The organism is uncultured Lutibacter sp. (assembly GCF_937891065.1).
GTDB lineage: Bacteria > Bacteroidota > Bacteroidia > Flavobacteriales > Flavobacteriaceae > Lutibacter.
Genome location: NZ_CALAEQ010000004.1, coordinates 21,689 through 36,642 on the forward strand (window position 1 = coordinate 21,689; position 14,954 = coordinate 36,642).

General features: G+C 29.8%; 18 protein-coding genes. 11 read left to right on the top strand and 7 right to left on the bottom strand.

The window, feature by feature from the left end; all coding sequences use genetic code 11:
- Positions 1-15: 15 nt before the first annotated feature.
- Positions 16-435, bottom strand: coding sequence for an OsmC family protein (locus tag Q0352_RS00415; RefSeq protein WP_299521853.1), 420 nt, complete (start codon positions 433-435; stop codon positions 16-18).
- A 190-nt stretch (positions 436-625) separates the two neighbouring features.
- Here Q0352_RS00415 and Q0352_RS00420 point away from each other — a divergent pair, with 190 nt between their 5' ends.
- The 3 genes from Q0352_RS00420 (at position 626) to Q0352_RS00430 (ending at position 3,007) form a co-directional block, all read left to right on the top strand.
- Entirely contained in the window at positions 626-1,204 is a 579-nt protein-coding gene (locus Q0352_RS00420) for a hypothetical protein (protein WP_299521856.1), read from the top strand.
- 8 nt (positions 1,205-1,212) lie between these two features.
- Positions 1,213-2,643: a flotillin family protein gene (locus Q0352_RS00425; RefSeq protein ID WP_299521859.1), complete on the top strand. Its 1,431-nt coding sequence runs from the start codon at positions 1,213-1,215 to the stop codon at positions 2,641-2,643.
- A gap of 76 nt (positions 2,644-2,719) precedes the next feature.
- Complete coding sequence (locus tag Q0352_RS00430) at positions 2,720-3,007, top strand: hypothetical protein (RefSeq protein ID WP_299521862.1); 288 nt, start codon at positions 2,720-2,722, stop codon at positions 3,005-3,007.
- A 67-nt stretch (positions 3,008-3,074) separates the two neighbouring features.
- On the opposite strand, the gene lepA is transcribed toward Q0352_RS00430, so the two are convergent.
- The gene (gene lepA / locus Q0352_RS00435) at positions 3,075-4,871 is read right to left on the bottom strand and encodes a translation elongation factor 4 (RefSeq protein ID WP_299521865.1); all 1,797 of its coding nucleotides are present in this window, start codon (positions 4,869-4,871) and stop codon (positions 3,075-3,077) included.
- 78 nt (positions 4,872-4,949) lie between these two features.
- Positions 4,950-6,053 carry a hypothetical protein gene (locus Q0352_RS00440; RefSeq protein ID WP_299521868.1) on the bottom strand — a complete coding sequence of 368 codons (1,104 nt, stop codon included), beginning with the start codon at positions 6,051-6,053 and terminating at the stop codon, positions 4,950-4,952.
- Between the two features lie 93 nt (positions 6,054-6,146).
- Here Q0352_RS00440 and dusB point away from each other — a divergent pair, with 93 nt between their 5' ends.
- Together dusB and Q0352_RS00450 are read left to right on the top strand one after the other, a co-directional pair.
- A complete protein-coding gene (gene dusB, locus Q0352_RS00445) occupies positions 6,147-7,127 on the top strand; it encodes a tRNA dihydrouridine synthase DusB (RefSeq protein WP_299521871.1) in 981 nt (326 codons plus the stop codon).
- Positions 7,128-7,138: 11 nt separating this feature from the next.
- A complete protein-coding gene (locus Q0352_RS00450; protein ID WP_299521874.1) occupies positions 7,139-7,864 on the top strand; it encodes an SdiA-regulated domain-containing protein in 726 nt (241 codons plus the stop codon).
- Between the two features lies 1 nt (position 7,865).
- On the opposite strand, the gene Q0352_RS00455 is transcribed toward Q0352_RS00450, so the two are convergent.
- Both Q0352_RS00455 and rbfA read right to left on the bottom strand, forming a co-directional pair.
- Positions 7,866-9,068 carry an FtsX-like permease family protein gene (locus Q0352_RS00455; protein WP_299521878.1) on the bottom strand — a complete coding sequence of 401 codons (1,203 nt, stop codon included), beginning with the start codon at positions 9,066-9,068 and terminating at the stop codon, positions 7,866-7,868.
- A gap of 1 nt (position 9,069) precedes the next feature.
- Complete coding sequence (rbfA, locus tag Q0352_RS00460; RefSeq protein WP_299521880.1) at positions 9,070-9,462, bottom strand: 30S ribosome-binding factor RbfA; 393 nt, start codon at positions 9,460-9,462, stop codon at positions 9,070-9,072.
- A gap of 538 nt (positions 9,463-10,000) precedes the next feature.
- Here rbfA and Q0352_RS00465 point away from each other — a divergent pair.
- The 4 genes from Q0352_RS00465 to truB are packed head-to-tail and all read left to right on the top strand — an operon-like array spanning position 10,001 to position 12,618.
- Entirely contained in the window at positions 10,001-10,879 is an 879-nt protein-coding gene (locus Q0352_RS00465) for an ABC transporter permease (RefSeq protein WP_299521883.1), read from the top strand.
- 4 nt (positions 10,880-10,883) lie between these two features.
- Complete coding sequence (locus Q0352_RS00470; protein ID WP_299521886.1) at positions 10,884-11,129, top strand: DUF3098 domain-containing protein; 246 nt, start codon at positions 10,884-10,886, stop codon at positions 11,127-11,129.
- 2 nt (positions 11,130-11,131) lie between these two features.
- Positions 11,132-11,929 carry an undecaprenyl-diphosphate phosphatase gene (locus tag Q0352_RS00475; protein ID WP_299521888.1) on the top strand — a complete coding sequence of 266 codons (798 nt, stop codon included), beginning with the start codon at positions 11,132-11,134 and terminating at the stop codon, positions 11,927-11,929.
- Positions 11,929-12,618 (top strand): tRNA pseudouridine(55) synthase TruB, encoded by a 690-nt coding sequence (truB, locus tag Q0352_RS00480; protein WP_299521891.1) that lies wholly within the window; start codon positions 11,929-11,931, stop codon positions 12,616-12,618. The genes Q0352_RS00475 and truB overlap by 1 nt, the downstream gene beginning before the upstream one ends.
- Before the next feature lie 9 nt (positions 12,619-12,627).
- Here the strand turns inward: truB and Q0352_RS00485 are convergent, their stop codons facing one another.
- On the bottom strand, positions 12,628-13,113 hold the full coding sequence (locus Q0352_RS00485) for an ABC transporter ATPase (protein ID WP_299521894.1): 486 nt from the start codon (positions 13,111-13,113) through the stop codon (positions 12,628-12,630).
- 47 nt (positions 13,114-13,160) lie between these two features.
- Positions 13,161-13,760, bottom strand: a complete 600-nt coding sequence (locus Q0352_RS00490) for a thioredoxin family protein (protein ID WP_299521897.1) — start codon at positions 13,758-13,760, stop codon at positions 13,161-13,163.
- Between the two features lie 242 nt (positions 13,761-14,002).
- Here Q0352_RS00490 and Q0352_RS00495 point away from each other — a divergent pair, with 242 nt between their 5' ends.
- Both Q0352_RS00495 and Q0352_RS00500 read left to right on the top strand, forming a co-directional pair.
- On the top strand, positions 14,003-14,581 hold the full coding sequence (locus Q0352_RS00495) for a fasciclin domain-containing protein (RefSeq protein WP_299521900.1): 579 nt from the start codon (positions 14,003-14,005) through the stop codon (positions 14,579-14,581).
- Positions 14,582-14,635: 54 nt separating this feature from the next.
- A partial coding sequence (locus tag Q0352_RS00500) for a cytochrome c family protein (protein WP_367274558.1) occupies positions 14,636-14,954 on the top strand: 319 nt, incomplete at its 3' end.

Here is a 14,954-nt window from a genome sequence, read left to right on the forward strand (position 1 = left end):
AATAGGTAAAATATTTTATTGTTCTATGTAAACTATTTCATGTGAAATGTCAGAAAATTTACGAAACATTTCAAAAACACCACAGTATCTATCTACAGATAAATTTACGGCTTTTTCAATTTTATCTTTTTGGAAATCGGTTCCATAAAAATTATAAATAACTTTAACTTTATCGTAAAGTTTTGGGTGTTCATCGGTTAAATCCCCTTCAACTTCAACCTTCAATTCGGCTACTTCAGCACGCATTTTTTTAAGTAATGAAATTACATCCATAGAAGTACAACCTGCCAAAGCTGATAACATCATTGCTTTTGGACGCAACCCTTTTCCTTGTCCACCAACTTCAGGCGCTGCATCAATCATTATATTCCCTTCTGGAGCAACAGATTCAAATAACATTTGCCCTTTCCAGTTAACTTCAATTTTATTTGTCATAATTTTATTTTTATTTCAACTACAAATTTAAAATAATTTAAATCGATAGAACGTAACATTATTCACAAAAAAACAACTTATAGTTAAAAGGTCGTTTTTTCTTAAAAAGTATCAGGATAATTAACAATTAAATAGTCTTAATTCTTTTTTAGATTTAGTATATTCGATAACTAATTAAAATTGTAAAACTATGAAAGAATTATTTGCCGAAATGTCATCCTTTGAACAAGCCTATTGGATTATAGCTTTAGTTGGCTCTGCTATATTTCTTGTTATTTTTCTATTAACTTTTATTGGCGGTGGAGATGCAGATATGGATGCTGATGCTTCGGATTTTGAAGTTGATGATGGAGGTGTAGGATTTCAATTTTTTACTTTTAAGGGAATTATTGCTTTTTTTACCATTTTTGGTTGGTCAGGAATTACCTGCTTAAATAATGGTTTAACAACAACTTCTACCTTAATTATATCTACAATTTCTGGGATAGTAATGATGATACTGACATCCTCATTATTTTATTGGATGCATAAATTAGCTGAATCAGGTACGTTAAAAATGAAAAATGCCATTGGTGTTATTTGTGAAGTTTATTTACCAATTGGAGCAAAACGCTCTAAAATGGGGAAAGTACAAATAAAAGTTCAAGGTAGTTTACGCGAACTTGAAGCAATTACTGATGAACTAGAAGATTTAAAAACGGGCATGATGGTTAAAGTAACCAAAATTGTAAGTGCCGAAATATTACTTGTTGAAAAATTATCTAAATAAAAATAACTATGAATTTAACATCACTTTTTTTACCTCTGCAATCTGGAGTAACAGCTGTTTATTTAATTGGAGCAGTTGCTTTTATATTTGTTGTATTTTTCTTTTCAATGATAAGAAGGTACAAGCGTTGTCCGTCTGACAGAATATTAGTCGTTTATGGAAAAACTGGAGGAGGTCTATCCGCTAAATGTATTCACGGTGGTGCCTCATTTATTTGGCCAATAATTCAAGATTATGAATTTTTGGATTTAACACCAATGTCTATTGAAGTAAACTTAACAAATGCTTTAAGTAAACAAAATATTCGTGTAAACGTACCTTCACGTTTTACAATTGGTATTTCAACTGAACCAAGTGTTATGCAAAACGCCGCTGAACGTTTATTAGGTTTACAATTAGATGCTGTTCAAGATTTAGCTCAAGAAATTATTTTCGGACAGTTGCGTTTAGTTGTAGCATCGATGGATATTGAAGAAATTAATTCTGATAGAGATCAATTTTTATCTCATATTACACATAGTGTTGAAGCCGAATTAAAAAAAGTAGGTTTAAAATTAATCAACGTAAATATTACAGATATTCATGATGAATCTGGCTATATTGAAGCATTAGGGAAAGAAGCTGCTGCAAAAGCTATTAATGAAGCGAAGGTTTCAGTAGCGCAAAAAGTTAGAGATGGATCTATTGGTGAAGCGAACGCAATGCAAGATCAACGTATTCAGGTGGCTGCAGCAAATGCAAAAGCTGTGCACGGTGAAAATACAGCGAAAGTACAAGTTGCAAATTCTAACGCAGACAGGAGATCACGTGAAGCTGAAGCTGAAAAAATAGCAAATGCTTCAGAAAAAGTACAAGCAGCAAAAGCATTAGAAGAAGCGTATGCAGCTGAACAAATTGCGGAAGATGCAAGAGCAAAACGTAAAGAAGCCGAGCAAGGTGCTGATATTATAGTTCCTGCTCAAATAGATAAAAGAAAAATTGAAATTGATGCAGAAGCTCAAGCTGAACAAATTAGAAGAATTGCAAAAGGTGAAGCCGATGCTATTTTCATGAAAAAAGAAGCAGAAGCAAAAGGTATGTATGAAATACTAACCAAACAAGCCTTAGGTTTAGAACAAATTGTAAAAGCTGCTGGAGACAATGCTAAAGATGCTGTGTTATTATTAGTTGCAGATAAATTACCTGAATTAGTAAAAACACAAGCTGAAGCTATTAAAAACATTAAAATTGATAAAATTACTGTTTGGGAAAATGGTGGTGGTAAAGATGGGAAAACATCAACATCTAACTTTATATCTGGAATGTATAAAGCCGTTCCTCCTTTACAAGAAATGTTTAATATGGCTGGTATGCAATTACCAAACTATTTAAAAGGAGAAGCTGTTGAAGATTCAAAAAAAGAAGACGTTTCTGATATTTCAGAAGATAACAACGCTTAAAAATTTCTAAAATATTCTTAATTATACTCTAGCCCTAATGAATTAGGGTTAGAGATTCTAAAACTACGTTTAATAAATGAGTTCAGGAGCTGGTCACATTATGGACATGATGAATCGGATAAGGCAAAACGCTGCTTTAAAAGTTTCACGTAGAAATAAGTTTAAAGGCGGAAATAAATATTCAAACACAGTTGTTAAAACTGAATATAATTTTCCTGAAGTGTCAAATTCTGAATTAGAAATTATAAAAACCAAAATTAGAGAAGAAGCTTCAAAAGAGAACAAAAAACAACGAATCTATCTAATTTTATTTGCTGTTGTAGTTTTAGTTGTCTTTTTAATTTTTAATTACTTTAAAAGTTGATTTACAATTTATATCGCATAAAAAAAGCAACTCAATTGAGTTGCTTTTTTTCTATATAGTTAAATTTTTAATCATTCAATTTTAAAACAGCCATAAACGCTTCTTGTGGAATTTCTACGTTTCCAACTTGACGCATACGTTTTTTACCTTTCTTTTGTTTTTCTAATAACTTACGTTTACGAGAAATATCACCTCCATAACATTTTGCTGTTACATCTTTTCTAAGTGCTTTAATAGTTTCACGCGAAATAATTTTAGCGCCAATTGCTGCTTGAATTGGAATATCAAATTGTTGACGTGGTATTAATTGACGTAGTTTTTCACACATTTTTTTTCCAATGTTATAAGCATTGTCTGCATGAATTAAGGAAGAAAGAGCATCAACAGATGTACCGTTTAATAAAATATCAACTCTTACTAATTTTGATTCTTTCAATCCAATTGGATGATAATCAAATGAAGCATACCCTTTTGAAACTGTTTTTAAGCGATCGTAAAAATCGAAAACAATTTCAGCTAAAGGCATATCGAAAGTTAATTCAACACGTTCAGGTGTTAAGTAATTTTGATTTGTTATTTGCCCTCGTTTTTCAATACATAAACTCATTACAGGACCAACAAAGTCAGATTTTGTAATGATACTTGCTTTTATAAATGGCTCTTCAACACGATTTAATTTTGAAGGTTCTGGTAAATCAGAAGGGTTATTTACTAAAAGAGGAACTTCTGGATTTTTATTTGTAAATGCGTGATACGATACGTTTGGCACTGTGGTAATTACAGTCATATCAAACTCTCGTTCTAAGCGTTCTTGAATAATTTCTAAATGTAACATTCCTAAGAAACCACATCTGAACCCAAATCCTAACGCAGCCGAACTTTCAGGGATAAATACTAACGAAGCATCATTTAATTGTAATTTTTCCATGGAACTTCGAAGTTCTTCATACTCCTCAGTATCAACCGGATAAATACCAGCAAATACCATTGGTTTTACATCTTCAAAACCATCAATTCTTTCATGTGTTGGGTTTTCAACACCTGTAATAGTGTCACCCACTTTTATTTCACTCGCGGTTTTTACACCTGTAATTAAGTAACCAACATCACCCGCTTTTATACTTTGCTTAGCGACTTGTGTTAATTTTAATGTGCCAACCTCATCTGCATTATACATATTCCCCGTGGCCATAAACTTAACCCGTTGCCCTTTTTTAATTTCTCCGTTAAAAACTCTAAAATAAGTTTCTACACCTCTATATGAATTGTAAACAGAGTCAAAAATCAACGCTTGTAAAGGCGCGTTAACATCTCCTTTTGGAGCAGGTACTCTATCAATTATAGCTTTTAATATATTATCAACACCTAAGCCTGTTTTTCCACTCGCATGAATAATTTCCTCAGGCTTACAACCTAATAAAGCTACAATATCATCGGTAACTTCTTCTGGGTTAGCACTTGGTAAATCAACCTTATTTAAAATAGGTATAATTTCTAAATCGTGTTCTAATGCTAAATATAAATTTGAAATAGTTTGTGCTTGAATACTCTGAGCTGCATCAACAATTAATAAGGCACCTTCGCAAGCTGCAATAGATCTAGAAACTTCATAAGAAAAATCTACGTGACCAGGAGTATCAATTAAATTAAGAACATACTTTTCTCCTTCAAAAGTATAATCCATTTGTATAGCGTGACTTTTTATGGTGATTCCACGTTCACGTTCCAAGTCCATAGTATCCAATAACTGAGCTTGTTCTTCTCGTGCAGTTGTGGTTCCTGTAAAACTTAATAAACGATCGGCAAGTGTACTTTTCCCGTGATCAATGTGTGCAATAATGCAAAAATTTCTAATGTTTTTCATACTTCGTGTTCCTGTCTACAATATTTGCGCAAATATAACGAATTAAGCGCTTGATAATACACTCCATTTAAATGTTTGTTAGTCAACCCAATCAGCAACAAATAAATTGGTATCGTGTGTTCCGTTATTATTTCTGTTTGAAGAAAAAACTAATTTTTTACCATCATATGAAAACATTGGAAAAGCATCAAAAACACTATCATAAGTAATTTGTTCTAAACCAGTTCCATCCAAATTAATCATAAATAAATTGAAACTATGTTTTGATTTATGGTTTGAAGAAAATATTACTTTTTTTCCTGAAGGGTGAAAAAATGGCGCCCAGTTTGCATTTCCTAAATTGGTAATTTTGGTTAAATCACTTCCATCAACATTACAAACATACAATTCCATATTTGTTGGCTGAACCAATCCTTCAGCTAATAAATCTTTATATTCTTTTATTTCAGCTTCCGTTTTTGGACGTGATGAACGGAAAATTAATTTAGTTCCATCAGGCGAAAAGAAAGCTCCACCATCGTAACCCAATTCAAAAGTTACTTGTTTTACATCAGTGCCATCAATATTCATGGTGAACAATTCTAAATCTCCAGTTCTTGTTGAAGTAAACACAATTTTATCACCTTTTGGTGAAACTGTTGGTTCAGCATCATATCCATCTTCAAACGTTAATTGCTTTAACTGATTTCCTTTTGTATCAGCAACAAAAATATCATATCCTTCAAAAACAGGCCAAATATATTTATTGCCGTAATCTTCTTTTTTTGGCACTGGTGGGCACTCTATATTTGCTAAATGTGTTGATGAATAAATAATGGTTTCATTTCCGGGTAAAAAATAGCTACAAGTTGTACGGCCAGTTCCTGTACTCACCAATTGAGGTTTTTGTCCTTTACTTAAATCGTCTGTTATATTCATAGTAAAGATTTGGTCACAATTTAAACCCCAAACATTATTAGCTTGAAATACTAATTTCGTGTTATCAAAACTCCAATATGCTTCAGCATTGTCACCTCCAAAAGTTAATTGTATAATGTTTTTTAAATGCTTTTCTTGAGGGTAATGCAGTGTGTTTACAATTTTTGTAGCACCTGATTTACCATCGTAATTTGCACTTTTTTTAGAAGATTTACATCCAAAAAAAAGTACTGCAATACATATAATTGATAATTTTAGTTTCATAATATTTCAAGTTAGAATTCAAAAATACAATTTTTATAATTCAATTTAGAAATAATTTAAATTACGTAAATTTGCACACTAAAATTTAATAAATTGGTAAAAATAGGAGATATAGAATTGTGTGATTTTCCGTTGTTGTTAGCACCTATGGAAGATGTGAGTGATCCGCCGTTTAGAGCATTGTGCAAAGAACAAGGTGCAGACGTAGTTTATACTGAATTTATTTCTTCTGAAGGATTGATCCGTGATGCTGCAAAAAGTAGAAAAAAACTAGATATTTACGAAAAAGAACGTCCAGTTGGGATTCAAATTTTTGGTGCAAATTTAGAATCCATGTTAAGAACGGTTGAGATTGTTGAACAATCTAACCCTGATATTATTGATATTAATTTTGGTTGCCCTGTAAAAAAAGTGGTAAGTAAAGGTGCTGGTGCTGGTATTTTAAAAGACATCGATTTAATGGTGAAATTAACCGAAGCTATGGTTAAACACACCAACTTACCTATAACTGTTAAAACTCGGTTAGGTTGGGATGAAAGTTCTATTAAAATAGTTGAAGTTGCTGAACGATTACAAGATGTTGGCTGTAAAGCAATTTCAATTCATGGTCGTACACGTGCTCAAATGTATAAAGGTTCTGCTAATTGGGGCCCAATTGCTGATGTGAAAAATAATTCAAGAATGCATATTCCTGTTTTTGGAAACGGTGATGTAAATTCCCCAGAAAGAGCATTAGAAATGCGCGATATTTATGGATTAGATGGCGCTATGATTGGAAGATCAAGTATTGGAAATCCTTGGTTTTTTAAACAGGTAAAACACTTTTTTGAAACAGGTGAACATTTACCTGAAATTACAATTGCTGAACGTGTTGAAATGGCAAAACGCCATTTACAAATGGAAATTGATTGGAAAGAAGTAGAAATTGTTGGTGTAATGGAAATGCGTAGACATTATACTAATTATTTTAAAGGGATTCCAGATTTTAAACCTTATAGAATGAAAATGGTTACTTCAGATTCAGCCCAAGATGTCTATAATGTTTTTGATGAGGTTTTACAGAAATTTTCATAATTTCAAAAAAAATGAAAACGATTTTAATTCTTGTTTTTGCTGCTTTAGGGATGTATTCCTGTACTTCAAGAATAAATTCACAAAATACTTTAAAACCAATTAAAGTTATTAATTTAAATATTTCTGAGCCTTCAGGAATTACTTCATTTAATAATCATTTATATATTGTTAGTGATCAAAATGGAACTATTTACAAAACTTCTTTAGAAGGTGAAGTTCTTCAAAAAATAAAAACCAAATTTTCTGATTTAGAAGGTATAACTATTGAAACATCTACTCAGAATTTTTGGATTGTTGATGAATCAAAAAGAACATTAATCTCCTTAGATTCAACCGGAAATTTTCTTCAAAAAATGAAGATAAAAGGAAAGCAGCAACATAAAAATAGTGGATTAGAAGGTATTTGTTTTGTTGAAAGTGAAAACTCCTTTATTGTGCTCAATGAAAAACAACCCAAACAATTGTTAGAAGTAAATTTAAACGGTGAAATTACTAATAAAATAGCGTTCGGTTTTAGTAATGATGTTTCGGGAATTTGTTTTGACACTAAATCAACCACATTTTGGGTTGTAAGTGATGAATCTCAATCAATTTACAATACCACAATAAAAGGGAAATTAATAAAAAGCTACAAAATACCTGTTGATAAAGCTGAAGGAATTGTAATTCATAATGATACTATATTTGTTGTAAGTGATCGAAAAAACAAATTATATATTTTTAAAAAACCAGCGTAAGCTATTCAACCAATTTTTTTGAAATTCTACTACTTGCAATTTTTGAAGCTAAAAACCCTAATACAAGTATTGTAATAATTACAGTTATAATATTTAAAAAAGTTAATTCAACTGGGTAGGCTAAATGTTGAGTTATCATAAATAAATGATATTTTTTTTGAAGCAACACCAAACTAATCCCTATTGAAAGTCCAACAAATAAACCGAAAACAGAAAGCATAAAACCTTGCAAAATAAATACTTGCTTTATTTCTTTCATAGTTGCCCCAATACTATATAATGTTTTAAGATTGTCTCTTTTATCTAAAATCATCATAATTATGGCGCCAATAACATTAAATAAAGCAATAATTAATATCAATGTAAATATTAAGTAGGAAGCTAAATTTTCAGTATTTAACATTTTGTAAAAAACCGCATTCAATTGTTCTCTGGTTTCAATTTTAAATTGACTACCAAATTTATTTTTTAATTGATTAATTATTTCAGTTCGCTCTTTAAAGTTGGTAACTTTTATTTCAATTGCCGAAATTTGTTCAGGCGTATAACTCAATAACTCTTGGGCTAATTCTAATGAAATAAATGTAAATTTAGAATCGAGTTCGCCTACTAAAGCAAAAATACCTATTGGCTGTGTGTTTATTTTCTTAAATGCATTGTTAGGATTGGTAATATATCCTTTTCCTGCTTTGGGTACATAAATTTTTAAAGGTTCTAAAAAATCGAAAATACCTAAAGATAATTTGTTTGAAATTCCATTACCAATTACAACTCCTGAAGGTATTTTAGCATCTAGCCAAGTCCCTACATATACAGTTGTATCTATACTATTTACATTTGTGTAATGTGCATCAATACCTTTTATATAAGCAATATGTGTTTTTTCGTTGTATTCAAAAAAAGCGCGTTCTTCAATAACTTTAGAGTAAGAAGCTACACCGTTTTGGTTCTCTACTATTGTTTTAATATCCGTATTAAAATCAAACGATTTTCCTTTTTCAGAAGAAATTTTAATATCGGGATCAGCAGTATTTAAAAACCCAACACTAAAACTTCGTAAACCAGAAAATCCGGAGAGTACAATAAACAATGCTAAAGTTCCAATAATAACACCCAAAGTTGCAATACCTGTAATAATATTTATGGTGTTATTGCTACTTTTAGAAAATAAATAGCGTTTAGCTATGTATAAGGGAAAATTCAAATTAATTATCTGAAGGTTTATTTAAAATTTCAGGATTTTTAATTGGATTTCCTTTTTTACCTTTTAAAGCATTGTCAATATCTTCAATATAGTCTAAACTATCATCAATATAAAAAGAAAGTTCAGGCATACGTCTCAGCTGGTTTCTAGTACGTTTTGCCATTTCATATCTTATAGTTGAAGTATTTTGCTGAACACCTTTCAAAATTAATTGTCTATTTAACTGAGGAAAAACGCTTAAATATACTTTTGCCTGTGATAAATCTGAAGTAACTTGAACTTTGGTAACAGAAATAATAACCCCTTTCATTCCGTCTTGCGCAGCGTGTTGTAAAACATCAGCTAAGTCTTTTTGTAAAACACCTGCAATTTTCTTTTGTCTGTTTGTTTCCATAGTGCAAAGATAATAGTTTAAATGTACATAAATTTTGTTTTATTTTTCTTTGTTCTAAAATTATTTTGAAGCCATTTTAAATTCAGCAAACTTGTTTTTGTAATAATTTCAAAGATGAAAAAATAGAACCTATTTCTATTGCTCTAAAAGATTTAGAAAAATCGAATAAATTGATTTTAGTCTTTTTTTGAAAATCACATTATTAAGTTGAATAAATTAAAAGTGAAGGTGTAGAAACTTCATTTTTTGAAGTTAAAGAAGATAAAATTGAAACAAATTTATCACTATTTATAGAAATATTATTTTTTATTTAAAACTCCACATATAGAAATTCAATAATTTTACGTTAGGGAATGAACGCTTTGTTTGAGCTCTTTTTATAGATACCTTAAACTATAAAAAAGCGAGTAGTGAAAGCCCGAGTCATAGGGAAACGCCCTAATGTTAATTAATTTACAACACCACAAATTAAACAATGAAACAAATAAACCATTCAACAACTATTTGTATATTGCAACCACTTTAATAAAAATTACTTTTGGATACACAGTTTGAGAAATATCAGAAAAGAAGACTACGATCATCGTACTTGTCAGTAGTTATTAGCATTGGTTTGGTGCTGTTTTTAGTTGGTATTTTAGGCTTAATAGTTCTAAAAACTAATAGTATTACTGAACATTTTAAAGAAAAAGTTACCATCACTATATTTCTAAAAGACAATGCTAAAAATATTGATGTAGAAATTTTACAAGCTGAATTAAAAAGAGCTGAATACACAAAATCCGTAACTTATATTTCTAAGAAAGACGCCGCTAAAAAATACACGGAAGAAATTGGAGAAGATTTTGTAGAATTTTTAGGAGACAATCCATTAAAAAACGCAGTAGATATTTCTTTAAAATCAGAATTTGTAACGCCTGAAAAAATTGCCGAAATAGAACAAAATTTATTGATAAGAAGTATTGTTGCTGAGGTTACTTATGACAAACCTTTAATTGAATTATTAATAAAAAACATTAACCGTTTAAGCTTCTGGATGCTTTTATTCAGTTCGTTATTTACGCTTATTGCTATTGTTTTAATAAATAGTTCTATACGTCTTTCAATATATTCAAAAAGGTTTACCATTAAAACTATGCAAATGGTTGGTGCCACAAAAGGATTTATTAGAATGCCTTTTATTTGGAATAGTATTAAATTAGGAATAATTGGTTCTTTAGTGTCTATTGCAGGTTTAATTGCTTTTATAATGTATGTAGACAACACCATTCCTGAATTAGCAATGCTAGAAAATTATAAAATTCTTGGAGTTTTATTTGCTGCTATTATTGGTTTAGGTATACTAATTACATGGATTAGTACGTTTTTTGCAACACAACGTTTTTTAAATTTAAGAACAGACGAACTTTATTATTAATAAAATGAAAGAAAAAAACACAGAAAACAAACACCAATTTCTTTTTGGTAAAAAGAACTATACTATTATGTTAATTGGTTTAGTTTTTATTATTGTAGGATTTGTTTTAATGGCTGGAGGCGGAAGCGATAATCCTGAAATATTTAACGAAGAAATTTATAATTTTAGAAGAATACGTTTAGCACCCACATTAGTTCTTATTGGTTTAGGTATTGAGATTTATGCAATTATGGCAAAATCTAAAAAATAAGAATGAATTATCTTGAAGCAATTATTTTAGGAATTATTCAGGGATTGACTGAATTTTTACCTGTTTCTTCAAGTGGACATTTAGAACTTGCCAAAGTATTATTAGGAGATAATTCTATTCCTAAAGAAAGTTTAACTTTTACCGTAGTTGTACATTTTGCTACGGCTTTAAGCACAATAGTTATTTTTAAAGATGATATTTTTCAAATTATAAAAGGATTATTTCAATTTAAATGGAATGATGAATTTAAATTTTCTTTAAAAATTATTGCTTCAATGATTCCTGCGGTTGCGGTTGGTTTAATTTTTGAAAAACAATTTGAACAATTTTTTACTGGTGAAATATTATTGGTAGGTTTTATGCTGATTATTACATCATTACTTTTATTATTTGCTGATCGAGCAAAAAACACCACTCAAAAAGTTACTTTTTTTAGTGCATTTGTTATTGGTGTTTCTCAAGCTTTAGCAATTTTACCCGGTATTTCAAGATCTGGAGCTACAATTTCAACTTCGGTATTATTAGGTGTTGATAGAGTACAAGCTGCACGTTTTTCATTTTTAATGGTTGTTCCATTAATTTTTGGAAAAATTGGCAAAGATGTATTATCCGGCTCAATTAATTTTCAAAGTGCTCAAATTGGAGTTTTAGGAGTAGGCTTTTTAGCTTCACTTATTGCAGGCCTTTTTGCTTGTAAATGGATGATCGCTATTGTTAAAAAAAGTAAACTTTCCTATTTTGCTTTGTATTGCTTTATAGTTGGAGTTATAACAATTGCAGTTACAATAACTAATAAATAATGACAGAAGAAGATTTTAAAAACGGACAAGTTTTATTGATTGATAAACCATTAGAATGGACTTCCTTTCAAGTAGTGAATAAATTACGTTGGCATATTCGTCAAAAATTTGGAATTAAGAAAATTAAAGTCGGTCATGCTGGAACTTTAGATCCTTTAGCTACAGGTTTACTAATTATTTGCACAGGTAAATTTACCAAACAAATTAATGAATATCAAGGTCAGATAAAGGAATATACTGGTGAGTTTACCTTGGGTGCAACTACACCAAGTTACGATTTAGAAACAGAAGTGAATGCCTCTTTTCCAATTACACATATTACTTCAGCATTAATTCACAATACTACAAAACAATTTATTGGAGAAATAGATCAAATACCTCCTATTTTTTCAGCATTAAAAAAAGATGGAAAAAGATTGTATGAATTAGCTAGAGCTGGTGAAACTACTGAAATAAATTCGAGAAAAATTAATATTGCTGAATTTGAAATCACTAAAATAGATGTACCCAAAGTAAAATTCAGAGTAGTTTGTAGCAAAGGAACCTATATTCGTTCTTTAGCTTATGATTTTGGAATTGCCTTAAATTCAGGAGCTCATCTGTCTGAATTACGACGTACAAAAATTGGAAAATTTAGTGTTGATAACGCACTAGAACCTATAGCTTATATTGAAAAATATTTAAGCTAAGTTTCTTTTTTACTTCATAAATCTACCTAACCAACTGTCCATAATATTAATTTCCCAATTATACTTAAAATCAACTTTATTGGTAATCATATTATTAAAAACAATGGTCTTTTGAGAAACACCTTTAGCTTTCATCATTTTTTTGAATTCAATTAAATCTTTGTATTGTACAAATTCACCTTGTTTGTAACAAACATTCATTTTATCCATTAAAACGACTTCTAATGTTTTTTCTAGCTCTTGAATAAATGTAATTAATATGTTATGCGCCTCTAAACTTAAACTGTTTAAACTATCATCAACTGCTATAACAATAAAACGATCATATTCTAATTGGTAAGAACTTCTAATCAAAATCCCTTGATCGTCCCATTCTAGTAAAAACTCCTCAATCTTTTCTTTTATACCAGCTATTTCTTGAGGATAAAATTTTCTGCTTGATGGAAAAACCCATAATTTAGCTTCGTCTGGAAGTTGTTTAAAATCTATAATCATTACATTAATTTAGGGCGCAAAGGTATTTAATTTAATTGGACTATATATTAAGATACTTTTAGTAATTTCAAAAGGTCTTCTTGTGTGTTAGCTCCTTTATCTTTATTATACCAAATTTGTAATTTAGTTTTAAAATCTGCATCTAAACTACCATTCTGTTCTTTATAATCTAACACCATTTTTGTAGCTATTGATGGCCTTGGTCCCCAAGAATTTATTACTTTATTTTCGTTATCTAAAATAATAATTTTAGGAATTGATTTACTGCCATTCGTTAAATACTGATCCATTAATTCAGGATTCTCATCTCTAAGCACAATTTTTAAATCAATTTTAGCAGAAGCTTCACCAATTTTATTTAAAATTGGTACAATTTGAGCGGCATCTCCACACCAACCTTCAGCAATAACTAAAAAAGTGAAATCTTTTTTTAGACTATTAATAGAATTTTGCGTTTCTTCAGAAATTTTTAAGGTTTTATCAAGTCTATCCATTCTTTTATCATTCAAAATGCTATAATTAAATAGATCTTCTGTTTGTTCAAACCCTGTAGATTTTTCTTGAATTAATAGCTCTTTTATTAATTTTCTATAAGCTGAATATGCAATTGATTTTTCTAAACTTTTATTTATTAGGGTATTATCCATTTTTTTTTATTTACTTTTATGTTGAAATTTTTGACATATTGTAAGCAATATTCTTACAACATTAATTTTTTAAAATTTTTAGGACAAATTTAAAATTAGTTTTTGAATTACAAATGTAATGTTAGTTGCAAAAAAAAGATATATTTGTCTTTTAATCTCGAAAGTGTGATAAATGTCATTTTATAGGTTATTGTATAAAGTTACATTTGTTGCAATTATTTATTAACGTTAACAGTAAAACCATGAAAAAAACCAATTTAATTCTATCAATTTTAGTAGTTTTTGCATTTATTATTTTGTCTTGTAATGGCGCAAAAAAACAAGAAACTCAAGAAGTTAATAGTGAAGCTGTGACAGAAGATAGTGGGCAAGCATCAATTAAAGCAGTTGAAGGTGCTGACCCTAATGCATTACAAGTAGCAAAATCTTTAGATGATTTTACAACTTTAGTTGCGGCAATAGAAGCAGCTGGCGTTCAAAATTCATTGGTGAATGTAGGTCCTTTAACCGTATTTGCGCCAGTAAATGCAGCATTTGATAAGTTACCTGAAGGAACAGTTGAAACTTTATTAAAACCAGAAAATAAAAGTCAACTAGCTTTTATTTTAACAAACCATGTTGCTCCAGCAAACTATCCTGATACTCAGTTAGCAAAAGAAGCAAAAAAAGGACGCAAATTATATATGGCTTCTGGAAAATATTTAGTTGTTGAAAATAAAGAAGATGGAATTTATGTAGGAGGTACAAAAATATTAAAAACAGTAAAAGTTAGTAATGGTTGGATACACGTAATAGATAATGTGTTAGTACCTGCTGAATAATTTTAATAAAAAAACTACTTAAAAAGTTAGCTAAATATATTAAACAATAAACAAATGAAAGTAAAATTAGTTTTAATTGCATTAATTACCCTAATAGTTTCAAGCTGTGGAAGTGATGCGAAAAAATCAGAAAAAACGGCTGCACCAGCTGAAGTTAAAGAAGAAGTAGTTGAAGTTGATCCACTTCAAGACAAAGGTATTGGCAAAATAAAAAACATAGAATTAGGTGACATTGACGAAGCAATGGTTGCAGAAGGAGAAATAGTTTTTAAAGCAAAATGTTCTGCATGTCATAAAATAACAAAACGTTTTGTAGGACCTGGATTAGCTGGAGTTACTGAAAGACGTACACCAGAGTGGATTATGAATATGA